26 protein-coding genes are annotated in these 23,572 nt (G+C 69.4%); 3 read left to right on the top strand and 23 right to left on the bottom strand.

Annotated elements, in window-relative coordinates; translation table 11 throughout:
* Positions 1–32 precede the first annotated feature (32 nt).
* The 10 genes from nuoI to ACZ7CH_RS03410 all read right to left on the bottom strand — a co-directional run bounded on the left by nuoI (position 33) and on the right by ACZ7CH_RS03410 (position 10,951).
* Positions 33–563 (bottom strand): NADH-quinone oxidoreductase subunit NuoI, encoded by a 531-nt coding sequence (gene nuoI, locus ACZ7CH_RS03455; protein WP_360399657.1) that lies wholly within the window; start codon positions 561–563, stop codon positions 33–35.
* 2 nt (positions 564–565) lie between these two features.
* Positions 566–1,900 carry an NADH-quinone oxidoreductase subunit NuoH gene (gene nuoH / locus ACZ7CH_RS03450; RefSeq protein ID WP_360399660.1) on the bottom strand — a complete coding sequence of 445 codons (1,335 nt, stop codon included), beginning with the start codon at positions 1,898–1,900 and terminating at the stop codon, positions 566–568.
* Positions 1,897–4,347: an NADH-quinone oxidoreductase subunit G gene (locus ACZ7CH_RS03445; protein WP_470373074.1), complete on the bottom strand. Its 2,451-nt coding sequence runs from the start codon at positions 4,345–4,347 to the stop codon at positions 1,897–1,899. Before ACZ7CH_RS03445 ends, nuoH begins: the two co-directional genes overlap by 4 nt.
* A complete protein-coding gene (gene nuoF, locus ACZ7CH_RS03440; protein ID WP_360399666.1) occupies positions 4,344–5,624 on the bottom strand; it encodes an NADH-quinone oxidoreductase subunit NuoF in 1,281 nt (426 codons plus the stop codon). Before nuoF ends, ACZ7CH_RS03445 begins: the two co-directional genes overlap by 4 nt.
* A gap of 10 nt (positions 5,625–5,634) precedes the next feature.
* A complete protein-coding gene (gene nuoE / locus ACZ7CH_RS03435) occupies positions 5,635–6,354 on the bottom strand; it encodes an NADH-quinone oxidoreductase subunit NuoE (RefSeq protein WP_360399669.1) in 720 nt (239 codons plus the stop codon).
* Positions 6,351–7,748, bottom strand: a complete 1,398-nt coding sequence (locus tag ACZ7CH_RS03430) for an NADH-quinone oxidoreductase subunit D (RefSeq protein WP_360399672.1) — start codon at positions 7,746–7,748, stop codon at positions 6,351–6,353. Before ACZ7CH_RS03430 ends, nuoE begins: the two co-directional genes overlap by 4 nt.
* A complete protein-coding gene (locus ACZ7CH_RS03425; protein ID WP_458430153.1) occupies positions 7,745–8,497 on the bottom strand; it encodes an NADH-quinone oxidoreductase subunit C in 753 nt (250 codons plus the stop codon). Before ACZ7CH_RS03425 ends, ACZ7CH_RS03430 begins: the two co-directional genes overlap by 4 nt.
* Positions 8,494–9,045, bottom strand: a complete 552-nt coding sequence (locus ACZ7CH_RS03420; protein WP_089948943.1) for a NuoB/complex I 20 kDa subunit family protein — start codon at positions 9,043–9,045, stop codon at positions 8,494–8,496. Before ACZ7CH_RS03420 ends, ACZ7CH_RS03425 begins: the two co-directional genes overlap by 4 nt.
* Positions 9,046–9,052: 7 nt before the next feature.
* Positions 9,053–9,418 carry an NADH-quinone oxidoreductase subunit A gene (locus tag ACZ7CH_RS03415; RefSeq protein ID WP_065915906.1) on the bottom strand — a complete coding sequence of 122 codons (366 nt, stop codon included), beginning with the start codon at positions 9,416–9,418 and terminating at the stop codon, positions 9,053–9,055.
* A 267-nt stretch (positions 9,419–9,685) separates the two neighbouring features.
* On the bottom strand, positions 9,686–10,951 hold the full coding sequence (locus ACZ7CH_RS03410) for a geranylgeranyl reductase family protein (RefSeq protein WP_360399676.1): 1,266 nt from the start codon (positions 10,949–10,951) through the stop codon (positions 9,686–9,688).
* A 137-nt stretch (positions 10,952–11,088) separates the two neighbouring features.
* On the opposite strand from ACZ7CH_RS03410, the gene ACZ7CH_RS03405 reads away from it, so the two are divergent.
* Positions 11,089–12,132 carry a hypothetical protein gene (locus ACZ7CH_RS03405; protein ID WP_470373073.1) on the top strand — a complete coding sequence of 348 codons (1,044 nt, stop codon included), beginning with the start codon at positions 11,089–11,091 and terminating at the stop codon, positions 12,130–12,132.
* Between the two features lie 122 nt (positions 12,133–12,254).
* On the opposite strand, the gene ACZ7CH_RS03400 is transcribed toward ACZ7CH_RS03405, so the two are convergent.
* From ACZ7CH_RS03400 to ACZ7CH_RS03390, 3 genes are read right to left on the bottom strand one after another with little or no spacing between them, the layout of a single operon-like run.
* Positions 12,255–13,025, bottom strand: a complete 771-nt coding sequence (locus tag ACZ7CH_RS03400; protein WP_470373072.1) for a demethylmenaquinone methyltransferase — start codon at positions 13,023–13,025, stop codon at positions 12,255–12,257.
* Between the two features lie 34 nt (positions 13,026–13,059).
* A complete protein-coding gene (locus tag ACZ7CH_RS03395; protein WP_470369941.1) occupies positions 13,060–14,157 on the bottom strand; it encodes a glycosyltransferase family 4 protein in 1,098 nt (365 codons plus the stop codon).
* Entirely contained in the window at positions 14,154–15,227 is a 1,074-nt protein-coding gene (locus ACZ7CH_RS03390; protein ID WP_458430149.1) for a glycosyltransferase family 4 protein, read from the bottom strand. Before ACZ7CH_RS03390 ends, ACZ7CH_RS03395 begins: the two co-directional genes overlap by 4 nt.
* Positions 15,228–15,372: 145 nt before the next feature.
* On the opposite strand from ACZ7CH_RS03390, the gene ACZ7CH_RS03385 reads away from it, so the two are divergent.
* Positions 15,373–16,209, top strand: a complete 837-nt coding sequence (locus ACZ7CH_RS03385; protein WP_360399691.1) for an inositol monophosphatase family protein — start codon at positions 15,373–15,375, stop codon at positions 16,207–16,209.
* On the opposite strand, the gene ACZ7CH_RS03380 is transcribed toward ACZ7CH_RS03385, so the two are convergent.
* The 8 genes from ACZ7CH_RS03380 to ACZ7CH_RS03345 form a co-directional block, all read right to left on the bottom strand.
* Positions 16,197–16,823 carry a hypothetical protein gene (locus tag ACZ7CH_RS03380; RefSeq protein WP_360399694.1) on the bottom strand — a complete coding sequence of 209 codons (627 nt, stop codon included), beginning with the start codon at positions 16,821–16,823 and terminating at the stop codon, positions 16,197–16,199. The genes ACZ7CH_RS03385 and ACZ7CH_RS03380 overlap by 13 nt on opposite strands.
* Positions 16,824–16,980: 157 nt before the next feature.
* Entirely contained in the window at positions 16,981–17,445 is a 465-nt protein-coding gene (locus ACZ7CH_RS03375; RefSeq protein ID WP_470373071.1) for a hypothetical protein, read from the bottom strand.
* A 101-nt stretch (positions 17,446–17,546) separates the two neighbouring features.
* On the bottom strand, positions 17,547–18,587 hold the full coding sequence (gene paaE / locus ACZ7CH_RS03370) for a 1,2-phenylacetyl-CoA epoxidase subunit PaaE (protein ID WP_360399700.1): 1,041 nt from the start codon (positions 18,585–18,587) through the stop codon (positions 17,547–17,549).
* On the bottom strand, positions 18,588–19,079 hold the full coding sequence (gene paaD / locus ACZ7CH_RS03365) for a 1,2-phenylacetyl-CoA epoxidase subunit PaaD (RefSeq protein ID WP_360399703.1): 492 nt from the start codon (positions 19,077–19,079) through the stop codon (positions 18,588–18,590).
* Positions 19,076–19,960, bottom strand: coding sequence for a 1,2-phenylacetyl-CoA epoxidase subunit PaaC (gene paaC, locus ACZ7CH_RS03360; protein ID WP_458430144.1), 885 nt, complete (start codon positions 19,958–19,960; stop codon positions 19,076–19,078). The genes paaD and paaC overlap by 4 nt, the downstream gene beginning before the upstream one ends.
* Positions 19,957–20,241, bottom strand: coding sequence for a 1,2-phenylacetyl-CoA epoxidase subunit PaaB (paaB, locus tag ACZ7CH_RS03355; RefSeq protein WP_089948924.1), 285 nt, complete (start codon positions 20,239–20,241; stop codon positions 19,957–19,959). Before paaB ends, paaC begins: the two co-directional genes overlap by 4 nt.
* Positions 20,238–21,179 carry a 1,2-phenylacetyl-CoA epoxidase subunit PaaA gene (paaA, locus tag ACZ7CH_RS03350; protein ID WP_360399711.1) on the bottom strand — a complete coding sequence of 314 codons (942 nt, stop codon included), beginning with the start codon at positions 21,177–21,179 and terminating at the stop codon, positions 20,238–20,240. The genes paaB and paaA overlap by 4 nt, the downstream gene beginning before the upstream one ends.
* A gap of 9 nt (positions 21,180–21,188) precedes the next feature.
* Entirely contained in the window at positions 21,189–21,620 is a 432-nt protein-coding gene (locus tag ACZ7CH_RS03345) for a DUF3592 domain-containing protein (RefSeq protein ID WP_360399714.1), read from the bottom strand.
* Positions 21,621–21,698: 78 nt separating this feature from the next.
* On the opposite strand from ACZ7CH_RS03345, the gene ACZ7CH_RS03340 reads away from it, so the two are divergent.
* The gene (locus ACZ7CH_RS03340) at positions 21,699–22,931 is read left to right on the top strand and encodes an isochorismate synthase (RefSeq protein ID WP_360399717.1); all 1,233 of its coding nucleotides are present in this window, start codon (positions 21,699–21,701) and stop codon (positions 22,929–22,931) included.
* Here ACZ7CH_RS03340 and ACZ7CH_RS03335 read toward each other — a convergent pair.
* On the bottom strand, positions 22,928–23,098 hold the full coding sequence (locus ACZ7CH_RS03335; RefSeq protein ID WP_360399720.1) for a DUF397 domain-containing protein: 171 nt from the start codon (positions 23,096–23,098) through the stop codon (positions 22,928–22,930). The genes ACZ7CH_RS03340 and ACZ7CH_RS03335 overlap by 4 nt on opposite strands.
* Positions 23,076–23,572, bottom strand: a 497-nt coding sequence (locus ACZ7CH_RS03330) for a DUF5753 domain-containing protein (RefSeq protein ID WP_470373070.1), incomplete at its 5' end; no start/stop codon positions are given. The genes ACZ7CH_RS03330 and ACZ7CH_RS03335, both read right to left, overlap by 23 nt.

Raw genomic sequence — 23,572 nt, 5'->3', positions numbered from 1 at the left:
CGGCTGCTGCGCCAGGAACTGGAGGACGAGGCTCACTGCTGATCCCCCTCCTTCTGGGCCGCCTTGGCGAGCTGCGGGCCGTTCACGTAGTAGTCCTGCTCGTTGTCGCCGAGCCGCATCGGGTGCGGCGGCTGCTCCATGCCGGGCAGCAGCGGGGCGAGCAGGTCCTCCTTCGTGAAGATCAGGTCCTGCCGGTTGTCGTCGGCGAGCTCGTACTCGTTCGTCATCGTGAGCGACCGGGTCGGGCAGGCCTCGATGCACAGGCCGCAGCCGATGCACCGCAGGTAGTTGATCTGGTAGTCGGCACCGAAGCGCTCACCGGGCGAGTAGCGCGCTTCCTCGGTGTTGTCGCCACCCTCGACGAAGATCGCGTCCGCGGGACAGGCCCACGCGCACAGCTCGCAGCCGACGCACTTCTCCAGCCCGTCCGGGTGCCGGTTCAGCTGGTGGCGGCCGTGGAACCGCGGTGCGGTCACCTTCTTGACCTCGGGGTACTCCTCGGTCACCACCTTCTTGAACATGGTGCCGAAGGTGACTCCGAAGCCCTTGATGGACTCGAACATCCCTACTCCGCCTCCTTCGCGGTGGGAGCGGCGGCCAGGGCTTCCTTGTCCTGGGGAAGAGTGGCGACCTTGACCTTGCGCTTGGGCGCGGACCTGGGGACCTGGAGGTCGAGCGGCGGCACCGGGAAGCCGGAGCCCGCCAGCGGGACGCCGCCCTTGGCCTGCTGCTTCTTGTCGGGCAGCAGGAACGAGATCAGCAGCACGACGCCGACGAACACACCCAGTGCGACCAGCTTCTGACCGGTGGAGAGCTCCTTGAGCGCACCGGTGCGGATGACGGCGACGGCCATGATCCACACGAGGCTGACCGGGACCAGCACCTTCCAGCCGAGCTTCATGAACTGGTCGTAGCGCAGGCGGGGCAGCGTGCCGCGCAGCCAGATGAAGATGAACAGGAAGAACAGCGTCTTGACGATGAACCACAGCAGGCCCCACCAGCCGGTGTTCATGAACTCACCGGACCACGGAGCTCGGTAGCCGCCGAGGAAGAGCGTGGTCGCCAGCGCCGAGACGGTCACCATGTTCACGTACTCGGCGAGGAAGAACAGCGCGAACTTGAGCGAGCTGTACTCGGTGTGGAAGCCACCGACCAGCTCGGACTCGGCCTCGGGGAGGTCGAACGGCGCGCGGTTGGTCTCGCCGACCATCGACACCACGTAGATCACGAAGCTCGGGAACAGCAGGATGCCGAACCAGCCCGGGATCGGGGTGCCGAGGATCGTGCTCGCCTGCGCGTTGACGATGTCACCGGTCGACATCGAGCCGGTGAACATGATCACCGCGACGATCGACAGGCCCATCGCGATCTCGTAGGAGATCACCTGCGCGGCCGAGCGCAGCGCGCCGAGCAGCGGGTACGGCGAGCCGGAGGCCCAGCCGGACAGCACGATGCCGTAGACGCCGAGCGAGGAGCAGGCCAGGACCACCAGCACGCCGACCGGCAGGTCGACGAGCTGCAGCGCGGTCTGCTCGCCGAACATGCTGACCTCGCCCGCGAGCGGGATCACCGAGAACGCGAGGAACGCGGGGATGCACGAGATCACCGGGGCGAGGAAGAACACCCACTTGTCCGCGAGGACCGGGCGGATGTCCTCCTTGAACGCGAGCTTCAGACCGTCCGCGAGCGACTGGAGCCAGCCGTTCGGGCCGACCCGGTTGGGACCGGGGCGGTGCTGCATCCGCGCGACGACCTTGCGCTCCCAGTTGATCATGAACAGGGTCATGACCACGAGGAAGGCGAAGATCCCGACGACCTTGACCAGGACCAGCCAGATCGGGTCGTCCGCGAGGAGCTTGCCGGTGTCACCGAGCTCCGCCGCGAAGTAGTGCTGCGTCATGACTTTCCTCCGCTGACGGAGACGATCGAGCCGTGGCCCGCGCCGAGCGTGGCCCGGACGGTCACGTCACCCGAGTTGGTGGGCAGCCAGATGACGCCCTCGGGCAGGTCGTCGGTCTCGACCGGCAGCGTGATCGCGCCGCGTTCGGTGGACACCGTCACGAAGCCGCCGCTCTCCAGGCCGAACTGCCGCGCGGTGGCCTCGGCGACCTTGGCGACGACCGGGCGGGCCGTGCCGGCCAGGTGCGGCTCGTCGACCTGCAGCGAGCCGTTGCCGAGCAGGCGGTGCCAGGTGGCGAGAACGGCCTTGCCCGCACCGGCCGGCGACACCAGTGGGGCGGCGACGTTCAGCGAGGACCCGTTCGAGACGCCCTCGCCGAGCCGCGCCAGGTCGGCGGCAGCGGCGGCGGGCGTCTGCGTGAACAGGTCCGCGTCCATCTCCACCGCGAGGGTGTCGAGCACGCGGCAGTCCGGCAGCGCGCCGGTGCCCTCCAGCGTCGTGCCGAACTCGCGCAGGCGGCCCTCCCAGTTGAGGAAGGTGCCCGACTTCTCGACCGCGGGGGCGATCGGGAGCACGACGTCGGCGTACGCGGTGACCGCGCTCGGCCGCAGCTCCAGGCTCACGACGAAACCGGCTCCCGCCAGCGCCTTCTCCGCGAGCCGCGGGTCCGGCAGGTCGAACGGGTCGACGCCGCCGACCACCAGGCCGGACAGCTGACCGCTCGCGGCGGCTTCGAGGATTCCGGTGGTGTCGCGGCCGGGCGTCGCGGGCAGCGAGCCCTCCGCCACACCCCAGGTCCGCTCGACCTCGGTGCGCGCCGCGTCGTTCGCGACGTGACGGCCACCGGGCAGCAGGTTCGGCACCGCGCCGACCGCGAGCGCACCGCGCTCACCGGCCCGCCGCGGAATCCACGCGACCTTGGCGCCGGTGCGTTCGGCCAGCCGGGCGACCGCGGTGAACGCGCCGGGGATCTCGGCGGCGCGCTCGCCGACGAGGATCACCGCACCGGGCTTGCCCAGCAGCTCGACTACGTCGGAGGCGTGCTCCGGCAACGCGTTGAGGGCGTTGGCCTCGGCACCCGGCACGCACGCGAGCAGCGTTCCGAACGTCTTCTCCACGGCCGGGGACGTGTACTGGCCGAGGTGGAAGACCTTCGTGGTGCCCCTGCGCGCGGCCTTGCGCAGCCGCAGGAAGACGATCGGCGCCTCTTCCTCGGGCTCGAACGCGACCAGCAGAGCCGCCGGTGCCTTCTCGATGCCCTCGAACGTGACGCCGTTGTCCGGGTTGGTGAACACCGTCGTGCCGGACAGGAACTCCAGCTCCTCGGCGCTGTGCGGCCGGGCGCGGAAGTCGATGTCGTTGGTGCGCAACGCGATCCGGGCGAACTTCGAGTACGCGTAGGCGTCTTCGACGGTCAGCCGGCCACCGGTCAGCACGCCGACGCCGTTCGCGTCCCGGGCCGCCGTCAGACCGGCCGCCGCGACCTGCAGCGCCTCGGTCCAGGACGACTCGCGCAGCTCACCGGTCTCGGCGTCGCGGACCAGCGGCCGCGTGATGCGGTCGCCGGCCGTGGCGTAGCGGAAGGCGAACCGGCCCTTGTCGCAGATCCACTCCTCGTTGACCTGCGGGTCGTCGCCGGCGAGCTTGCGCTGCACCTTGCCGCGCCGCCAGTCGGTGCGCTCGGCGCACCCCGACGAGCAGTGCTCGCAGATGCTCGGCGTCGACACGAGGTCGAACGGCCGGGCGCGGAACCGGTAGGCGGCGCTCGTGAGGGCACCGACCGGGCAGATCTGGATGGTGTTGCCGGAGAAGTAGCTCTGGAACGGCTTCTCCTGCGCCACACCGATCTGCTGCTGCGCACCGCGCTCCAGCAGCTCGATGAACGGGTCGCCGGCGATCTGCGCGGAGAACCGGGTGCAGCGCTGGCAGAGCACGCAGCGCTCGCGGTCGAGCAGCACCTGCGTGGAGATGTTGATCGGCTTCGGGAACGTCCGCTTGTGCTCGTGGAAGCGGGAGTCGCTGCGGCCGTGGGCCATCGCCTGGTTCTGCAGCGGGCACTCACCGCCCTTGTCGCAGATCGGGCAGTCCAGCGGGTGGTTGATGAGCAGCAGCTCCATCACACCCTGCTGGGCCTTGTCCGCGACCGGCGAGGTCAGCTGGGTCTTCACGACCATGCCGTCCGCGACCGTCATCGTGCAGGAGGCCTGCGGCTTCGGCATCGGCCGGCCGCCCATCTCGACCTCGACGAGGCACTGGCGGCAGGCGCCGGCGGGCTCCAGCAGCGGGTGGTCGCAGAAGCGCGGGATGACCGTGCCGAGGCGCTCGGCCGTGCGGATCAGCAGCTCGCCCTTGGGCGCCACCACTTCGACGCCGTCGATGACGAGCTTGACGTGGCCCTCGGGCACGACGAGCTCGGTGGGCGTGCTCTTGTCAGGGGCGATGGTCATGCGTTCGCTCCAGCCAGGACCTTGGAGTTCTGGTCGCAGAGAGCCAGGAACTCGTCCTTGAAGTACTTGATGCCACTGGTGATCGGGCTGACCGCACCGTCACCCAGCGCGCAGAAGGAACGGCCGAGGATGTTGTCGCAGACGTCGAGCAACGTGTCGATGTCGCTCGCCGTGCCGTTGCCCGCCACCATCCGCTGCAGGATCTGCACGAGCCAGTACGTGCCCTCGCGGCACGGCGTGCACTTGCCGCACGACTCGTGCTTGTAGAACTCCGTCCACTTCATGACGGCCCACGGCACGGACACGGTCTCGTTGAAGACCTGGATCGCGGTCGTGCCAAGCATCGAGCCCGCCTCGGCCGCGCCCTCGAAGTCGAGCGGCACGTCCATGTGCTCCGCGGTGAACAGCGGGGTGGACGAGCCACCCGGCGTCCAGAACTTGAGCGGGACGCCGTCCTTCATGCCACCGGCCATGTCCAGCAGCTGGCGCAGCGTGGTGCCCATCGGCGCCTCGTACTGGCCGGGGTTGGTCACGTGGCCGGACAGCGAGTAGATCTTCGGGCCGGGCGACCGGTCGCGGCCCATCGCGCGGAACCAGTCTGCGCCACCGTTGACGATGAAGGGGACCGACGCGATCGTCTCGACGTTGTTCACCACGGTGGGCGACGCGTACAGGCCCGAGGTCGCGGGGAACGGCGGCTTGAGCCGCGGCTGGCCGCGGCGGCCCTCCAGCGAGTCGAGCAGCGCGGTCTCCTCACCGCAGATGTACGCGCCGGCGCCGGCGTGCACGACGACGTCCAGGTCGAACCCGCTGCCGAGGACGTCCTTGCCCAGGTAGCCCTTGGCGTACGCCTCGCGCACGGCCCCGTTGAGGCGGCGGATGCAGTGCAGGGCCTCGCCGCGGACGTAGATCGCCGCGAAGTTCGCGCGGATCGCGTACGACGTGATGATCACGCCCTCGATCAGCGAGTGCGGGTCCGCCATCATCGTGGGGATGTCCTTGCAGGTGCCCGGCTCGCCCTCGTCGGCGTTGATGACGAGGTAGTGCGGCTTGCCGTCGCCCTGCGGGATGAAGCCCCACTTCATGCCGGTGGGGAACCCCGCGCCGCCGCGGCCGCGCAGCCCGGAGTCCTTGCACTGCTGGATGAGCTGGTCCGGGTGGGCCTTGAGCGCCTTGGGCAGCGCGGTGTAGCCACCGGTGCGCTCGTAGGTCTCGATCGTCCAGGACCTGGGCTCGGTCCAGCGCTTGGTGAGAACGGGAGTCAGCGGGTCAACCATCGTGTGCCCCCTACTTCTTTTCCGGCAGGGCGGGGAACTCGGCGTTGGACGGCATCTCCGGCGCGTCCCAGCCGCGTTCCTGGGCGATCTTGGCGCCGCGCAACGTCTCCGCGGCCGCCGACGGGCCGTCGAGGTCGGCGTCGCGACCCTCGAAGAACCCGGCGAGCTGGAGCTCGGCCTGCTTGAAGTCGGTGAGCGGGGCGCCGCGGGTGGGGGCGGGCTTCTCCCCCGACTGCAGCGCCTGCACGAGTCCCAGCGCCTTCTCGGGCGTCTGGTTGTCGTAGAACTCGTAGTTGACCTGGAGAACAGGGCCGAGGTCGCACGCGGCGAGGCACTCGGCGTGCTCCAGCGTGATCGAGCCCGGCGTGCCCGGCTCGCCCGCGGTCTCCTCGTGGCCCACGCCGAGGTGGTCCTTGAGGGTCTTGTAGATGTCGTCGCCGCCCAGCGCCGCGCACAGCGTGTTGGTGCAGACGCTCACGAGGTGCTCGCCGCACGGGCGGCGCTTGTACATCGTGTAGAACGTCGCGACCGCGCTGACCTCGGCCTCGGTCAGGTCGAGCTGCCCGGCGCAGAACCGGATGCCGTCCTGGGAGACGTAGCCCTCCACCGACTGCACGAGATGGAGCATCGGGAGCAGCGCGCTGCGGGCCTGCGGGTAGCGGGCGATGATCGCCTGCGCCCTGTCCGCGGTGGACTGGTCGAACGTGGTGTTCTCTGCTGCCTGGGTCATCGGTCGCAACCACCCATCACCGGGTCGATCGAGGCGACGGACGCGATCACGTCGGCGACCATGCCGCCCTCGCACATCGCGGGCATCGACTGGAGGTTCACGAAGCTGGGCTCGCGCAGGTGCACGCGCATCGGGCGGGTGCCGCCGTCGGAGACCACGTGGTAGCCGAGCTCGCCGCGCGGCGACTCGACCGGCACGTACACCTGGCCCGCCGGCACCTTGAAGCCCTCGGTCACCAGCTTGAAGTGGTGGATGAGGGACTCCATGGACTGGCCCATGATCTTGCGGACGTGCTCGAGCGAGTTGCCCATGCCGTCGCTGCCGATCGTGAGCTGCGCCGGCCACGCGATCTTCGCGTCCTCGACCATCACCGGGCCGGTCGGCAACGTGTCGACGACCTGCTTGATGATCTTGAGGGACTGGTGCATCTCCTCCAGCCGCAGCAGGTACCGCGCGAAGCAGTCCGCCTGGTCGGAGACCGGCACCTCGAAGCTGTAGTTCTCGTAGCCGCTGTACGGGTCGACCTTGCGCAGGTCCCAGGCGAGGCCCGCGGAGCGCAGGATCGGACCGGTGATGCCGAGCGCGAGGCACGCGTCGACCGGCAGGTAGCCGACGTCCGCGAGCCGGTTGCGCCAGATCGGCTGGCCGGTGAGCAGCTTGTCGTAGTCGGGAAGGCGCTTGTTCATCAGCTTGATGAAGTCGCGGATCTTCTCGATCGCGCCGTCGGGCAGGTCCTGCGCCAGGCCGCCGGGCCGGATGAACGCGTGATTCATCCGCAGACCGGTCAGGAACTCCAGCAGGTGCAGCACCTCCTCGCGCTCGCGGAAGCCGGAGGTCATGCCGGTGAGGGCACCGAGCTCCATGCCGCCGGTGGCGAGCGCGACGAGGTGCGAGCTGATCCGGTTGAGCTCCATCAGCAGCACGCGGATGGCCTGCGCCTTGTCCGGCACGGTGACGCCGAGCAGCTTCTCGACGCTCATGCAGTAGGCGGCCTCGTGGTGCAGCGGCGCCAGGTAGTCCGTGCGCGTGATGAAGGTGACGCCCTGCACCCAGTTGCGGTACTCGAGGTTCTTCTCGATGCCGGTGTGCAGGTAGCCGATCACGCTGCGGGCGTGGGTGACGGTCTCGCCCTCGAGCTCCAGCACCAGGCGGAGCACGCCGTGCGTCGACGGGTGCTGCGGGCCGAGGTTCATGACGATGCGCTCGTCGTGCACCGCGTCCGCGAGCACCTCGTCCCAGTCGCCGCCGGTGACCGTGTAGACGGTGCCCTCGGTGGTCTTGCGGGAGTCGGCGATCTCGGGGGTGTTCGGGCTCGTGTCGACGTCGTCGGAGCTGTCGCTGCCGGTGGCGCTCGTGTTCGTGCCGGTGGTGAAGTCGGAAAGCCGCTCGGTCATGAGTAGGACCGCCTCTGGTCCGGCGGAGGGATCTCCGCGCCCTTGTACTCGACCGGGATGCCGCCCAGCGGGTAGTCCTTGCGCTGCGGGTGGCCGTCCCAGTCGTCCGGCATGAGGATTCGGGTCAGTCCGGGGTGACCGTCGTAGATGATCCCGAACATGTCCCAGGTCTCGCGCTCCTGCCAGTCCGCCGTCGGGTAGACCTCGACGAGGCTCGGCACGTGCGGGTGCTCGACGTCGACCGCGACCTCCAGCCGGATGCGGCGGCGGTACGTCATCGACGTGAGGTGCGTAACCGAGTGCAGGCGTTGCGGCACCCCGGCGCCGTAGTCCACACCGGACACCGAGCTGCAGAGCTCGAAGCGCAGCGACGGGGTGTCGCGGCAGATCCGCGCGACCTCCAGCAGCGTCTCCGGCCGCAGGTAGAAGGTGATCTCGCCGCGGTCGACGGACACCTGCTGCACCGTGTCGGCGGGCAGGCCCTTCTCGTTCGCGGCGGCGAGGATCTCGTCGGCGACCTCGTCGAACCAGCCGCCGTACGGGCGCTCGGACGGAGCGGCCACGTGGGCGGGCAGGCGCAGGCCGCCGAAGCCGGAGGTGTCACCGGAGCCGGTGACGCCGAAGAGGCCCCTGCGCTCCTTGCCGGCGAGGATCGGCGCCTTGGCCTTCGCCTCGTCGCCGTTGGTCTTCTCGAGGTCTTCTCCCGCGCGGTTGTTGACGCTGGAGTGCTCTCCCCCTGGCTCGGTCACTTCTTCCTCGCAAAGCGCTCGGACGACGGGATGAGGTCGGTGCGGTAGCCCGAGTCGGCGAGTGCCTTGGCGCGCACGGCGCCCAGCGGCTCGTCCATGATCTTGGCGTGGATCTTGAGGATCGCGTCCATCAGCATCTCCGGCCGCGGCGGGCAGCCCGGCAGGTACATGTCGACGGGCACGACGTGGTCGACGCCCTGCACCACCGCGTAGTTGTTGAACATGCCGCCACTGCTGGCGCACACGCCCATGGCCAGCACCCAGCGCGGCTCGGGCATCTGGTCGTAGATCTGCCGCAGCACCGGCGCCATCTTGTTGGTGACCCGGCCCGCGACGATCATCAGGTCGGCCTGGCGCGGTGACGCCCGGAAGACCTCCATGCCGAAGCGGGCGAGGTCGTAGCGCGGACCACCCGTCGTCATCATCTCGATGGCGCAGCAGGCCAGGCCGAAGGTGGCAGGCCAGAGCGAGGACTTGCGGGTCCAGTTGACCAGCTTCTCCACGCTGGCCAGCAGGATGCCGTTCGGGAGCTTCTCCTCGAGACCCATGACTTCCTCAGTTCCAGTCGAGGCCGCCGCGGCGCCACACGTAGATGTACGCGAAGCCGACCGTTGCGACGAACAGGACGATCTCCACCAGCCCGAACAGGCCGAGCTTGTCGGCAGCGACGGCGAACGGGTAGAGGAACACCATTTCGATGTCGAACAAGATGAAGAGCATCGCCGTCAGGTAGTAGGCGACCGGCATGCGGCCACCACCGATCACCGGCTGCGGGCTCGGCTCGATGCCGCACTCGTACGCGTCGAGCTTGGCCCGGTTGTAGCGGCGGGGTCCGATGTAGGGCGCTGCGGTCACCGAGAAGAGCGCGAACGCCCCGGCGAGCGCGAACATCAATACGAGGGGGAGGTAAGGGTCCAGCACTCTCCGTCGTCCTTTCCTCGCGTGTCGAGGCGCACCCTAAGGGTGTACTTCTGCCACTCGTTTGTTAGGCGAACCTAACAAACGCTTGTGAAACAGTTCACAAGCCTGATCACACTGTTGTGAAGTGATTCACAAGCTCGCTCGCCAGTGTAGAACGCCTGTAAATGACCTGGGTCACAGGGTCTGACCTGGCCGTTTAACCTGGTGGACACAAACGAAACGGCACCGGCTCGAAAAGAGCCGGTGCCGTCACCTATTCGGAGTAATTTACGCCGTCGGCGCGAGCTTCGTGGCGGCCACGATGAGCTTGTCCATTGCGTCGCCGTCCTTGGGGTCGTAGAGCCCCGCGAGCAGCTTGAGCACGAGTTTCATCAGGCGCTTTCGCGGCATTCCGTACTTCGTTGCGGTCCGCATGACCGCCGGGTTGCCGATGAGCTTCGAGAAGACGTTCCCGAGCCGGTAGTAGCTGCCGAGCGCCTGCTCGATCCGCACCGGGTAGCCGTACAGCGCGTGTTCACGGTTGACACCGGTGCGCGCGAGGGCCTGGACGATGCTCTCGGACGCGATCTTGGCCGACTCCATGGCGTAGCCGATGCCCTCGCCGTTGAACGGGTTGACCATGCCGCCGGCGTCCCCGACGAGCACGAGCCCCTTCGAGTAGTGCGGCTTGCGGTTGAGCCCCATCGGGAGCGCGGCGCCGCCGATGCGGCTCGTCGCGTTCTCCTCGCGGAAGCCCCACTCCTCGGGGGTGCCGTCGAGCCAGGAGCGCAGGAGCTGGCGGTAGTCCGTGGTGCCGTAGGCCTTCGACGTGCTGAGGATGCCCAGACCGACGTTCACGCTGCCGTCGCCCATGCCGAAGATCCAGCCGTAACCGGGCAGCAGCTGCCCGTCCGGCGCCCACAGCTCCAGGTGCGACTCCAGGTAGTCGTCCTTGGTGCGCGGGCTGGCGTAATACCTCCGCACCGCGACGCCCATGGGCTTGTCGTCGTCCTTCTGCAGGCCGACGCTGAGGGCCAGCCGCGCTGACACACCGTCACACCCGACGACGATCGGCGCCCGGTAGGTGACCGGGTTCTTCTCCGGCCCCTGCTTGGCCTCGACGCCGACCACGCGCCCGTTCTCGACGATCGCCTTGGTGACCGTGGTGTTCTCGTGCATGCGCGCGCCGGCCGCCTTCGCCGCGTTCGCGAGCATCTCGTCGAAGTCCATGCGCGGCCGCACGACGCCGTAGTTGGGGAACGTGGCCAGCTCCGGCCAGTCCAGCTCCATCGTGACGCCGCCGCCGACGACCCGCAGCCCCTTGTTGTGCAGCCAGCCGTTGCTCTCCCTCGTGTCGATGCCGAGGTCGATCAGCTGCTTGACACCCCGCGGCGTCAGCCCGTCACCGCAGACCTTCTCGCGCGGGAACGAGCTCTTCTCCAGCAGGAGGACGTCGAGGCCCGCGCGGGCCAGGTAGGTCGCCGCGGTCGAGCCCGCCGGTCCCGCCCCCACCACGATGACGTCGGCGTCCTCGTTGATCCCGCGCCTGCTCATCCAGACTCCCTACACGCTCGCTCGTGACTCCCTCGCGACTCTAACCGCCACTCCCTGAGACCCCACGCCTCCCGCCCGCCCCGCTTCACCGCACGCGGGGCCCTCTCGTGCACCAGAAGAGTACGAAAGCTCCCCGCGTGCACCTGAAGATCGCGAGTTGTCCACATGTCGATCAAGGGCTGGTTGCTCCTGGCCGACATGTGTTGATGATTGATCGAGTGATGAAGACCAGATCGATCGACTACGGCCTGCTCGCCGACGCCTTCGAGGACGGCGTGGCTGTTCGCAGGCACCTGCTCGCACTCGGGTTCAGCAGCAACACGCTGGCCAAGAAGTGCAGGCCAGGAGGCGGGTGGACGCGGCTGTTCCTGGGCGTCTACCTGCTCAGCGGTGGAACACCGAGCAGACGGCAGCTCGTCAGGGGCGCGTTGCTGCGGGCTGGACCGCTGACGTTCTTGACCGGCGTCGAAGCCGCCCGCAGGCACGGGGTACGTCGATTGCCGGCAGATCCACGCGTCCACGTCCTCGTCCCCCACGGCCGCCGTGTGACGAGCCAAGGCGCCATGCTCGTCGAACGGACCAACCGGCCGTGGGACGGCGTGATCATCGACGGTTTTCCCGTTGTGACGCTCGCTCGAGCCCTCATCGACGCGGCCCGCAAGGAGAGCGGTCTGGACGTGGTGCGCGCGTTCATCGCGGACGCGGTGCAGAGGCGGCTCTGTTCACCGGAAGCGATCGCCGAGGAGCTGAAAGACCAGCGACTGGGCGGCACCTGGCTGCCAAGGCGCGTGTTGGCGGAGGTCAGCGACGGTGTTCGTTCGGCGGCTGAAGCGTGGTCACGATCGTTGGTCCATCGTTCCTCGCTGCCGCCACCTCAGTGGAACGTGCTGATCAGATCCGTGTCAGGCGAGCAGCTTGCCGTCGTGGACGGCTGGTGGGACGAGGTCGGACTCGCATGGCAGATCGACTCGCTGGAGTTCCACCTGGCGCCGGATGACTACGCACGGACGATGGCGCAGCACTCCGCTCTGCTGGCCAACGGCGTGATGACCGTCCACACGGTTCCGTCGCGGCTGAAGAAGGACCCGGCGGCTGTCATCAACGAGTTGCGCGGCGCCTACCAAGCCGCGGCACAGCGCCCGAGACCTCGCGTCTCGGCGACGTTGTGGCGGCCGGTCTGAGTGCACGCGGGGAGCTTTCGTACTCCAGGAGAGAACGAAAGGGCCCCGCGTGCGACAAAAGCAGGGGGCGGGAGCGCGGGGGGCGGGGTGGGGGGTGGGGGGTGGGGCGGGCGGTCAGGTGGTCAGGTCTGCTGCTCGGGTGCGGGGTCCAGCGTGGGCTCAGGGCCCGGTTCCGGCTCGGACGCCGGCACGGACTCCGGCTTGGGCTTCGGTTTTGTGGCGCGGTGCAGGGCCACCATGCCGCCGGTCAGGTTGAACCAGGCGACGTCCTCCCACCCGGCCTTCGAGATCAGCTCCGCCAGCGACCGCTGGTCCGGCCACGCGGCCATCGACTCCGACAGGTAGGAGTAGGCCGCCGGGTTCGAGGACACGAAGCGGGCGATCAGCGGCAGCAGCTTCAGCAGGTAGCGCATGTAGACGAACCGGAACGGCTTCCACACCGGGGTGGAGACCTCGCAGATCACCATGCGGCCGCCGGGCTTGGTGACGCGGGCCATTTCCTGCAGCGCCACCACGGTGTCGTTGAAGTTGCGGATGCCGAAGGACACCGTCACGGCGTCGAAGGAGTTGTCCCTGAACGGCAGGCGCAGGGCGTCGGCGGCGACCTTCGGGACGCGGCGGTGGGCGCCGGAGGCGAGCATGCCGACGGAGAAGTCCGCGGCGACGCACCAGGCGCCGGAGGCGGCGTACTCGACCGTGGACACGGCGGTGCCCGCGGCGAGGTCGAGGACCTTCTCGCCGGAGCGGGCGTCGAGCACGCGCCGGCTCCACTCCCGCCAGCGGCGGTCGAAGCCCAGCGTCATGACCGAGTTCGTGCGGTCGTAGCCCTTGGCAACGCCGTCGAACATCTCGGCGACCTCGCGGGGGTTCTTGTCCAAACCTGCTCGCGACATGCCAAGAGCCTAGGTCAGAACCGCTGAGGACGTCCTACGGCACCCGCAGAGCGGTCAGCATGCCGTCCACCGCCGCCTGCCACGGGTACTGCTCGGCACGGGCGCGCGCGGCCTCCCGCGAGCCGGAGGCCAGCAGGCGTTCGGCGGCCGAGGCGAAGGCGTGCGCGTGGTCGTCGACGGCGGCGCCGCACGACGGCTGCACGATCTCCTTCAGCGCGCTGCTCCTGCTCACCACGACGGGCGTGCCGCTGGCGAGGGCCTCCAGTGCCGCGAGGCCGAACGTCTCGTGCGGGCCCGGCGCCAGCGACAGGTCCGCGGAGGCGAGCAGCGAGGCGACCTCCGACCGGGACTTCACGAAGCCCAGGAACGTCACCGGCAGGCCCGCCGCGCGCTTCTCCAGCGCGGCCCTGCGCGGGCCGTCGCCGGCGATCACGAGGTGTGCGGAGTGGCCCTGCTCGTGCAGTTCGGCGAGCGTGTCGACGGAGCGTTCCACGTGCTTCTCCGGCGACAACCGGCCACAGTGGATCAGCAGGTTCTCCTTGCCGCGCAACAGGTCTCGCCGCAGGTCGGCCGAGTGCCGCTCCGGGGTGAACGTCGCGAGGTCGACGCCGAGCGGCACCTGCGTCACGTTCGTGGCGCCGATCCGGTCGAACTCCTCGCGGGCGAACCCGGTCGTGCACACGACGGTGTCGTACGAGGCGGCCATGCGGGCGTTCGCCCAGTCGGCGCCCTTCACGGCGGGGCCCTCCGGCAGCACGAACTGCAGCAGCCGGTCGAGGCGTTCGTGGGAGATCACGACGTTCGGGATGCCCCGTGCGCCGGCCCACGCGCCCATGCCGCGCAACGTCAGGCGGTCGGAGACCTCCAGCCGGTCCGGTCCGACCTGCTCCATCAGCGCCTTGACCCGCCACGGGTCCACGACGCGGTAGCCGCCGGTGTACGGGATCTTCACGGCCGGCAGCGTGATGCGCCGCACACCGTTCTCGAGCACCTCGTCGGCGCGGTGGTCGCCGGGCACGACGAGGACGACCTCGTGGCCTGACTGCACGTAGCCCGCGCCGAGGTGGTGCAGCGCCGTGCGGAGTCCGCCCGACCGCGGTCCGTAGAAGTTGGCTAGCTGAACGATCCTCAAGCGGCCGCCTGGTGTGTGAGTCCGGTAACCGCAGCGTAGTGGCCCAGCAGCTCGTCGCAGACCGCGGGCCAGGTGCGGGAGAGCACCGACCTGCGTGCGGCAAGGCCGAACCGCTTGCGCAGCAGCGGGTCGCGCAGCAGGTCCACGTACTGCGCGATGTCGTCCTCGAACAGGTACCCGGTCCGGCCGTGCGCAACCAGGTCGCGCGGGCCGCCCGCGTTCGGGGCGAGGACGGGCAGCCCGGTGGCGAGCGCCTCCTGGACGGCCTGGCAGAAGGTCTCGTGCGGTCCGGTGTGCACGAACACGTCCAGCGACGCGTAGGCCTCCGCCAACGGCTCACCGGTGCGGAAACCGAGGAACTCGGCGTTCGGCAGGTCCTTCTGCAACTGGTCGCGGGAGGGTCCGTCGCCGACGACGCGCAGCTGCACGCCGGGCATGTCGTGGATCTCCTTGAGCCGGTGGACCTGCTTCTCCGGCGCGAGGCGGCCGACGTAGCCGACGGTCAGCCGGTCGTTCTGCCGCGGGCGCGGGTGGTACAGCTCGATGTCGACGCCGCGACCCCACCGGTGCACGCGCGGCACGCCGTGCTCCTCCAGCGCCTGGACCGCCGAGCTGGACGGCGCCAGGGTGCGGTCGGCGAGCGTGTGCAGGCGCTTGGTCCACCGCCACGCGGCGCGCTTGGTGAGCCCGAGGCCGTAGCTGCCGGCGAACCCGGCGACGTCGGTCTGGTAGACGGCGACGGTCGGCACGTCGAGCTTGCGCGCGGCCCTGAGCCCGTAGGCGCCGAGCACGAACGGTGATGCGAGGTGCACCACGTCCGGTTCGAAGTCGGCCAGCGCGTGCAGCACCTTGGGGCTGGGGACGCCGATCGGGAGGCTCGTCACGATCGGCACGTCGACCGCAGGCACCCTCATGACGGGCATGCCGTGGACGGAGTCCTCGCCGGCGCCGGGGGCGACCACCATGGCCTCGTGGCCTCTGCTGCGCAAGTGCTCCAGGACGCGGAGCACGGAGTTGGTCACCCCGTTCACCTGGGGCAGGAAGCTCTCGGTCACGATCGCTACGCGCACAGAACCTACCTTGTAGTGCTGGTGTGAAGTCCGCGTGACGCGAAATTTGACGCGGTCAGAACACCTCACGTCGTGGCCAGGTGATCGTCGTTTGGTCATCTGGCGGTCGTGTTCCGGTCACCCGAAGCGGTGAGACTAGGCCAGCATGACCGTCTTGTCGTCCCGTCCCGCGCATCCAGCCGACCCCGGACTGGTGTCCATCGCGATGGAAGTGGCCGGTCGTCTGGCGAACGACGCCTCGGACGTCATCATGGCCACAGCGGGCCGTGGTGCGCGTCCCGACTCCGACGAGTCACCGTTCGACTGGGTCACCGACACCGACCGCACCCTCGAACGCCACACCCGACGCGTGCTCACCGCTGAGTTCCCGTCCATTCCGGTCTTCTGTGAAAACTCCGACGACGACGTCCCGGGTGACTCGGAGTTCCGCTGGGTGGTCGACCCGGTCGACGGCACGGCCAACTACACCGCCGGCATGCCCTGGTGCGCCTACAGCCTCGCACTCGTGGACAGGTGGGGCCCGGTAGTCGGTGTGGTCGCCGATCCGTACAGGTCGCAAATCTACGCTGCCGCCCGCGGCCGTGGCATGCGTGCCAACGGCACCCCGGTGCGGCTGGCCGAACGCCAAGGCGACTCGCTGGTCGTGTGCACCGAAATGACCCGCACGGGACCGTGGCCCGGCATGGGCGAGTTCATCTCCACGGCCGCGATAGCGGGCACGGGCGTCCGCGTGCTGGGGTCGAAGTGTCTGGCCGTGGCGCAGGTCGCACTCGGCCACGTCGCCGCCGCCGTGCTGCACGGCTACCACGAGTGGGACGTCGCCGGTGCCGTGTCGCTGGCCCTGGAGTCCGGCGCGGTCGTGCTGGACCGTCGCGGCGAGGGCGCTCAACTGCCCGCGGACGGCCTGCTGGTGGCAGCACCGGACGCCGCGGACGAGGTCCTCGGCTGGTGGCAGTCGGCGCTGAACGGTCAACTGAGCTGAGGCAACTGCCGCTCGAGGACCTCGAGATGCGTGCGCGCCTCGTCGAGCTCCGGGTGGTCGAACATCTGCAGCGCGACCCGGCCCACCTCGTTCTCGAACTGGTGGAAGTCGTGCGCCGCCCTGAGCAGCCGCTGGTAGACCGGGTGCTGCCGGTCGACCGCGCCGAGCGCCCTGCCGAGCTGCGCGATGCCGCGGACGTCGTCGAGCTCCCCCGCGAGCTGCCCGCTGATCCGCTGCAGCCACTCCTTGGCCGGTGAGTTCGGCACCGTCTGCACCGCCGCCGTGACCCTGCGCGTGCTCTCGGCGCAACGTTCGACCAGCTCGGACCACATGTCGTAGGGCTGCTGCGCGATCGGCGGGTGCATCGGGCGCAGTGGCACGGCCGGCCCGCGCTGCGCCGAACGGCGGAGGGCGCCGACGCCGGTGCCGATCAGAGCGCCCGGCAACGCGCCGAAGACCACGGCGAAGAAGAGGATCGCCAGGAACCGGACGAACAGCGAGGTCGAGGACTGCGACGGCGACGGGATCGACAGGTCGATGATCGTGACGAAGGCGCCCACGACCGCGGCGCCGATTGCGGCACCGCCGAGCGTTGAGCGGATCACGACCCCCATGACCGTCGATCGTGCCATGTTCGGCGCTCGTGCGTCGGCAAGCTGGAGTTACTGGTCGCGCACTATCAGTGCTACAGTTCTTCTTGTCGGTTCCAGTAGGAACCGGAAGTGGACCCGGTTCACCCGCCGGACGACGGGTTGCCGGGTTTCGCGCTGTCTAGGGGACGTTCACCGCGCAGACGCCGTCGACGAGGTCCGCGACTCGCCGCCGCCAGTCGCCGCCGGCTCCGTAGGACCACGCGACAGCGTCGCTGATCCAGAGCAATGGGTCTTCCGCGGGCCTCAGGTGCTCGTACGTGAACGAAGCTCCGAACTTGCGCGCCCCGGCAGCGAGCACTTTGCGATCGGCTGCGTCTTGGTGCTGACAGCTCTCCAGCACCAACCGCGAGACGTCGAGGTCGACCAGCCGCGGGACCATGTCGAAGAGACAGGCGGAGCGGGCCTTCGAGTCGTTGTTGTGCTTGCAGGCCCAGAGGTGAGCGCGCACACCGAGCGCGCTGATCTTCGTGAGCACGTCCTTCCGCCTGCGATCGCCCTCGATGTTGAAGTGCACCCGTCGCTGTCCCTGCTTCACGAGCCCGCGCATGACCGAGCGCATCGAGTCGAGATCACGGGAACGCACGAGCGTCACCGCAACCAGGTAGGTCGTGCCTCGACGAGACTCGTCGAAAAATCCATGCCACATGGAACATATGGTCTCAAAGGAGTAATGCACTGATCCATTCAGGCGTCGAAGTCGACCGTCACGCGCTCACTCGTCGGCAACGCCTGACACGTCAGCACGAACCCGGCCGCCACCTCGGACTCGTCGAGCGCGTAGTTGCGGCGCATCTCGACCGTGCCGTCCGTCACGAGCGCGCGGCAGGTGCCGCAGACGCCGCCCTTGCACGCGAACGGCAGGTCGGCGCGGACGCGTTGTGCGGCGTCGAGGATCGGTTCGTCGGCGGGGAGCGGGAGGGTGGTGGACTTGCCGTCCAGCACCACGGTCACGGCGGAGGCGGACTCCACCACGGCTTCCGCCCGGCGCGGTGGGGGTGGGGGTTCGTCCACGTAGAACAGTTCGTGGTGCACGCGGTCGGGGGGCACGCCGCGGGAGCGCAGCACGGAGGTCGCGTCCTGGACCATCTCGTACGGGCCGCAGAGCCACCACTCGTCGATGCCGTCGAACGGGACGACCGTGGAGAACAGCGCGGAGAGCTTCGCCGCGTCCAGGCGGCCGGAGAACAGCTCCACGTCGCGGGGTTCGCGGGACAGGACGTGGACGAGCTGGAGGGTGGCCGGGTAGCGGTCCTTCAGGTCGGCCAGCTCGTCGGCGAACATCACGGTGTCGGTGCGGCGGTTGCCGTACAGCAGCGTCACGCGGGCGCCCGTGGCGAGCACGGTCGCGGCGATCGACAGGGCCGGGGTGATGCCCGAGCCGGCGACCACGAAGCCGTGGTGCACGCCCGAGCCCGACGGCGTGAACTTGCCCAGGGGTGGCAGGACCTCGACGACGTCACCGACGGCCAGCCGGTCGACGAGCCACGAGGAGAAGGTGCCGCCGTCGACGCGGCGGACGCCGATGCGCGGAGGAGACCCCGCCGGCGCGCAGATCGAGTACGAACGGCGTTCGTCGCCCTGGCGCAGGGTCAGGTACTGGCCGGCCGAGAAGGCGAACTCGTCGGCGAGGTCGGCGGGCACGTCGAACGTCACGGCTGCGGCGTCGTCGCAGAGGCGGTCGACGCGGGCGACCGTCAGCTTGTGGAAGGCAGCGCGGCGGACCACTCAGATCTCCTTGACGTGCTCGAAGGGCTCGGAGCAGGCGTTGCAGCGGCGCAGCGCCTTGCACGCGGTCGAACCGAAGCGGGAGATCTCCGCCGTGTTCGGGGAACCGCACTGCGGGCACGGCACCTGGCGCGACGGCGGCACCAGGTTCAGCGGTACCGGGCCGGCCAGGGCGGGGCCGATCCGCGACGGCGGCGCGATCCCCGCGGCGGCCAGCTTCGACCGGCCCTCCGAGCTGATCCAGTCCGTCGTCCACGCCGGGGACAGCGACAGCCGCACCTCGACCTCCTCGAACCCCGCCGACAGCAGCGAACGGCGCAGGTCCGCGCCCATCTCGTCGATCGCGGGGCAGCCGGAGTAGGTCGGGGTGATGGTGACGACGACGCGTCCGTCCTCTTCGGACACGTCGCGCAGCACGCCGAGGTCCGCCAGCGTGAGGACCGGCAGCTCCGGGTCCCGCACGGCCGACGCGATCTCCAGTGCCGTGCTCACCACACGGCTCCCGGCAGCGAGCGGTGCAGGTGCTGCATCTCGGCCAGCAGGTAGCCCATGGCCTCGGTGTGCACGCCGTCGCGACCGGCCATGCCCGCGACCCGCGCGGCCCGCCGGTCCTCGGGGCGCACCAGCCCGGCGGCGGAGAACACGGCCTCGAACACACCGTCCACTTCGGACCGCAGCGACGCCGGGTCGACCGCGACGCCCTCCAGGCGCGCTTCGACGGCGTGCGTGGCGAACAGCTCGTCCACGAACGGCCACACGCGGTCCAGGCCCGCCTGCATGCGGCGGTGCGACTCGTCGGTGCCGTCGCCGAGGCGGACGGTCCACTGGGCGGCGTGGTCGCGGTGGTACGCCAGCTCCTTCAGGCCCTTCTCGGCCACGGCGGCCAGCACCGGGTCAGCGGAGCCGCGCAGGCGGGAGAACAGCGCGAGGCGCCACGACGAGAACACCAGCAGCCGCGCGATCGTGGTGCCGAAGTCGCCGCCGGGGCCGGGACCGCAGTCGATCTCGGCCAGGTGCACGTTGCGGAACTCGCGCTCGTCGCGCAGGTAGGCGAGGTCGTCCTCGGACCTGCCGAGCACCTCGCCGGCGCGCGTGAGCAGCATCCTGGCCTGGCCGAGCAGGTCCAGTGCGATGTTGGCGAGCGCGATGTCCTCTTCCAGCTCGGGTGCGCGCGAGCACCACTCCGCGAGCCGCTGGGACATGATCAGCGCGTCGTCGCCGAGCATCAGGCAGTACGCGGCGAGCGCCTCGCGGTCGACACCGGCGGCGAACTCGCGGTTCACGCCGACCAGCGCGTCGGAGAAGCCCGTCCCGAACGCCCAGTGCGCGTCCTCGTGGCCCAGCAGCGACTCGTACGCGTTGTCGAAGCTCATAGGTGCGGCACGTCCTCTGGGATCGCGTAGAACGTCGGGTGCCGGTAGACCTTGTCGCCCGACGGCGCGAAGAACGGGTCCTTCTCGTCCGGCGAGGAGGCCGTGATGGACGCCGCGGGCACCACCCAGATCGACACGCCCTCGTTGCGGCGCGTGTAGACGTCACGGGCGTTGCGCAGCGCCATCTCCGCGTCCGGCGCGTGCAGCGAACCGACGTGCACGTGGTTCAGGCCGCGCTTGCCCCGCACGAACACTTCCCACAGCGGCCAAGACGTGCTCACGCGGCACCTTCCTTCGCAACGGCGTGCTTCGCGGCGTGCGCGGCAGCGGCCTCGCGGACCCACGAGCCGTCCTCGTGCGCCTTGCGCCGGTGGGCGATGCGCTGCTCGTTGCAGACACCGCCGCCCTTCACGACCTGCCAGAACTCGTCCCAGTCGGGCGCACCGAAGTCGTACTGCCCGCGCTCGGGGTTCCACCTGAGCTCGGGGTCGGGGAACGTGACGCCGAGCGCCTCGGCCTGCGGCACGCTCATGTTCACGAACTTCTGCCGCAGCTCGTCGTTGGTGTCGCGCTTGATCCGCCACGCCATCGACTGCTCGGTGTTCGTGGACTCCGCGTCCGGCGGGCCGAACATCATCAGCGCCGGCCACCACCAGCGGTTCACGGAGTCCTGCACCATGTCCCGCTGCTGCTGCGTACCGCGCATCATCGTCATGAGCAGCTCGTAGCCCTGGCGCTGGTGGAACGACTCCTCCTTGCAGATGCGGATCATCGCGCGCGCATACGGCCCGTAGGACGTGCGGCACAACGGCACCTGGTTGCAGATCGCGGCGCCGTCGACCAGCCAGCCGATGACGCCGACGTCCGCGAAGGTGAGCGTCGGGTAGTTGAAGATCGAGGAGTACTTCTGGCGGCCCTCGACGAGCTTGGTCGTCAGGTCCTCGCGGTCGGCGCCCAGCGTCTCGGTCGCCGAGTACAGGTACAGGCCGTGGCCTGCCTCGTCCTGCACCTTGGCCAGCAGGATCGCCTTGCGCCGCAGCGAGGGCGCGCGGGAGATCCAGTTGCCCTCCGGCTGCATCCCGATGATCTCGGAGTGCGCGTGCTGGGCGATCTGCCTGATCAACGTCTTGCGGTAGCCGTCGGGCATCCAGTCACGCGGCTCGATGCGCGCGTCGGCCTGCACGGTGCGCTCGAAGCGCAGCTCCAGGTCATCCGCCATGCACCGATGTTACACCTGAGTGCCGAATCTGCGTAGAACTGTCACAACGGCCGCGATGACGATCCAGACGGCCGCGAGGAACGTGCCGACGGGCAGCAGGGACAGCACCGCCGTCCGGCCGGCCACGCGCACGAGCTCCGGGTTCGCCCTGTCGTACTGGACCCGCACGTTGTCGCCCACGTTCAGGCCGTCCGGGTAGAGCACCCCCTGCGCCGGGATGATCACCCGCCCGTCCGGTGTGGCGTAGCGCACAACGGTTCTGTTGAATGCCACCGAATCCACCTGTGCGACCGCTTCACCCGTGCGCTTCTCGATGGCAACATCGTCGCGCCAACACGCGAGAGGGAGCAGCACGCAGATCAGCGTGACCACACCACCGACGATGAACAAAGCACGGCTGACCGCACGGCGGACGCGTACGCCGAGCGGCGGCTTGGTCACTGCGTCCTCCACCACAACTGAGAAGTCTAGAGCCGGGTGAGTGCCACGCTTTCAGGTTCAGGTCCATACAGTCGAGGCGTGACATCAGCACCCACATCACGAGCACGGCAGCGGATCCGCGTCCGGTCGAGGCGGGACAGGGCCGGTGACCTGCTCGGACTGCTGCCGAACCCGGAGCAGGCCCTCGCGTGGGTGCGCGACGGCTCCGGACTGGTCGGGTGGGGCGAGGCCGCGCGCCTGGAGGTGAGCGGTCCGGACCGGTTCGCCCGCGCCGACGCGTGGTGGCGCGAGTTCGTCAGCCACCTCGACGTGGACGACGAGCTGGGCGTTCCCGGCAGCGGCCCCGTCGCGTTCATCTCGATGGCGTTCGCCGACGAGCCCGGCGACTCGGTGCTGATCGTCCCCGAGGTCGTCGTCGGCAGGCGCAACGGTGTGGAGTGGGTCACCACCATCGGCACCGCCGACTCGATCCCCCGCAAAACCCCTCTCTCGCGCCCTTCGGCGGTCCGTTACGCCAACGGCCAGCTGCCCGTCACGCAGTACCGCGAGGCCGTACGCGAGGCCGTCGCCCGCATGCGCGACGGCGAGCTCGGCAAGGTCGTGCTCGCCCACGACCTCCTGGCCGTGACCGACAAACGGCTCGACCAGCGCTTCGTGCTCCAAGGCCTCGCACGGCGCTACCCCGAGTGCTGGGCCTACGCGGTCGACGGTCTCGTGGGCGCCACACCCGAACTGCTGCTGCGGCGCACCGGCTCCGTGGTCGACTCACGCGTGCTGGCGGGTACGACGTGGCCGCACGACGGCATCAGCGACGAAGAGCTCGCGGCGGCGTTGATGTCGTCCGAGAAGAACCTCGAAGAGCACGAGTACGCGATCACCTCTCTCGCGGAGACGTTGCGCCCCTTCTGCTCGACCATGTCCGTCGACGGCCCGTCGGTCCTGCGCCTGCCGAACGTCTCGCACCTGTCCAGCGACGTCATCGGCACGCTGTCGTCGTCCGCGTCCCTGCTGCACCTCGGTGAGGCCGTGCACCCCACGGCGGCCGTCGGCGGAACACCGCGGCTGGACGCGACCCGGCTGATCGCGCAGCTGGAGGGCATGGACCGCGGGCGCTACGCCGGACCGGTCGGGTGGATCGACGGCAACGGCGACGGCGAGCTCGGCATCGCCCTGCGGTGCGCGCAGATCAACGGGTCGACGGCACGCCTGTTCGCCGGCTGCGGGCTCGTCGCGGACTCCGACCCCGACAGCGAGGTGCAGGAGGCGCACGCCAAGATGCGCCCCATGCGGGAGGCGCTGGAAGGGCTTTAGAGCTCTTCCAGGAACGCGTGCCAGGCAGAGGTGCTGAAGGTCAGCACCTCACCGGCCGTGTTCTTGGTGTCGCGGACGAGCACGTCCCGGGTCAGCGACACCTCGACGCAATCACCCTCCGGCGTCCCGTTGCTGTAGCTGCTCTTACGCCAGGCGCGGTCCTGCATCGTGGAGGTCCTCTCGCGGTGAGCCGACGTACTCCGCCAGCTTGCTCCGCGATTGTTCCTCATCCAAGGCGACCTCGGCCAAGCGGTTGAAGATCAACCTGGTGCGCGCGATCGCCCCGGGGTCCTGCACGAACACGTGCGTGAGGTCGGATTCGCTGTAGACGACCGGCAACGCCTTCTCGTACTCCCACAGCCGGACACCCGCCGAGTTGATGAGCACGTTCGCGGGGACTATTCGCACAATGCGCGCGTTGAACAGCAGCTGGAGGTACTGGTCCTCCATGATCTCGGCGTTGCCGACCTGCTGCCGCAGCGCCAGCTCATGGATGTAGAACAAGCAATCCGGCCGATTGTGTCGACGCAGCACCGCCTGGCGATCTATTCGGGCCTGCACCAGCGCCGGGATTCGTTCTTCGGTGGCGACACCATGGGCTCGGTAGAGGGCATCGGCGTACCGCTCCGTCTGCAGTAGCC

Source organism: Lentzea sp. NPDC037011 (genome assembly GCF_055607425.1).
This window is presented reverse-complemented; position numbering and strand designations above follow the sequence as displayed.

Excerpts from the sequence above, each read along its gene's own strand:
- nuoI (WP_360399657.1), bottom strand. The coding sequence starts at position 563 with ATGTTCGAGTCCATCAAGGGCTTCGGAGTCACCTTCGGCACCATGTTC.
- nuoH (WP_360399660.1), bottom strand. The coding sequence starts at position 1,900 with ATGACGCAGCACTACTTCGCGGCGGAGCTCGGTGACACCGGCAAGCTC.
- ACZ7CH_RS03445 (WP_470373074.1), bottom strand. The coding sequence starts at position 4,347 with ATGACCATCGCCCCTGACAAGAGCACGCCCACCGAGCTCGTCGTGCCC.
- nuoF (WP_360399666.1), bottom strand. The coding sequence starts at position 5,624 with ATGGTTGACCCGCTGACTCCCGTTCTCACCAAGCGCTGGACCGAGCCC.
- nuoE (WP_360399669.1), bottom strand. The coding sequence starts at position 6,354 with ATGACCCAGGCAGCAGAGAACACCACGTTCGACCAGTCCACCGCGGAC.
- ACZ7CH_RS03430 (WP_360399672.1), bottom strand. The coding sequence starts at position 7,748 with ATGACCGAGCGGCTTTCCGACTTCACCACCGGCACGAACACGAGCGCC.
- ACZ7CH_RS03420 (WP_089948943.1), bottom strand. The coding sequence starts at position 9,045 with ATGGGTCTCGAGGAGAAGCTCCCGAACGGCATCCTGCTGGCCAGCGTG.
- ACZ7CH_RS03410 (WP_360399676.1), bottom strand. The coding sequence starts at position 10,951 with ATGAGCAGGCGCGGGATCAACGAGGACGCCGACGTCATCGTGGTGGGG.
- ACZ7CH_RS03400 (WP_470373072.1), bottom strand. The coding sequence starts at position 13,025 with ATGTCGCGAGCAGGTTTGGACAAGAACCCCCGCGAGGTCGCCGAGATG.
- ACZ7CH_RS03385 (WP_360399691.1), top strand. The coding sequence starts at position 15,373 with ATGACCGTCTTGTCGTCCCGTCCCGCGCATCCAGCCGACCCCGGACTG.
- ACZ7CH_RS03380 (WP_360399694.1), bottom strand. The coding sequence starts at position 16,823 with ATGGGGGTCGTGATCCGCTCAACGCTCGGCGGTGCCGCAATCGGCGCC.
- paaC (WP_458430144.1), bottom strand. The coding sequence starts at position 19,960 with ATGAGCTTCGACAACGCGTACGAGTCGCTGCTGGGCCACGAGGACGCG.
- paaA (WP_360399711.1), bottom strand. The coding sequence starts at position 21,179 with ATGGCGGATGACCTGGAGCTGCGCTTCGAGCGCACCGTGCAGGCCGAC.
- ACZ7CH_RS03335 (WP_360399720.1), bottom strand. The coding sequence starts at position 23,098 with ATGCAGGACCGCGCCTGGCGTAAGAGCAGCTACAGCAACGGGACGCCG.